Consider the following 263-nt stretch of genomic DNA (forward strand, 5'->3'; position numbering starts at 1 on the left):
TATATTATTGGTATATATTGACGTTTTTTCACCAATTCTTCAAAATCTTGAATTAGGAATACAAGGAATAGGCAACTATATTTTGTATCACAATGAAGGTAAAATCATTTTAGAATCTTTAAAAGATAATATGCATAGTATTGATGAAATTAATGGTTTTGATGCTTTGAAATATAATAGTAATGATGTTTATTGTAAGAGAATTGGAGGATACTATATAATCAAACAAACATTGAATAACGGAAAGTGGAGTTTGATTTATA

The 263-nt window shown here is 24.7% G+C and carries 1 protein-coding gene; it reads left to right on the plus strand.

Going from position 1 to position 263, the window contains the following annotated elements; all coding sequences use genetic code 11:
* A partial coding sequence (locus ACX6CF_RS27110) for a hypothetical protein (RefSeq protein WP_458788481.1) occupies nt 1–263 on the plus strand: 263 nt, incomplete at both ends.

This window comes from Vallitalea sediminicola (assembly GCF_054408565.1).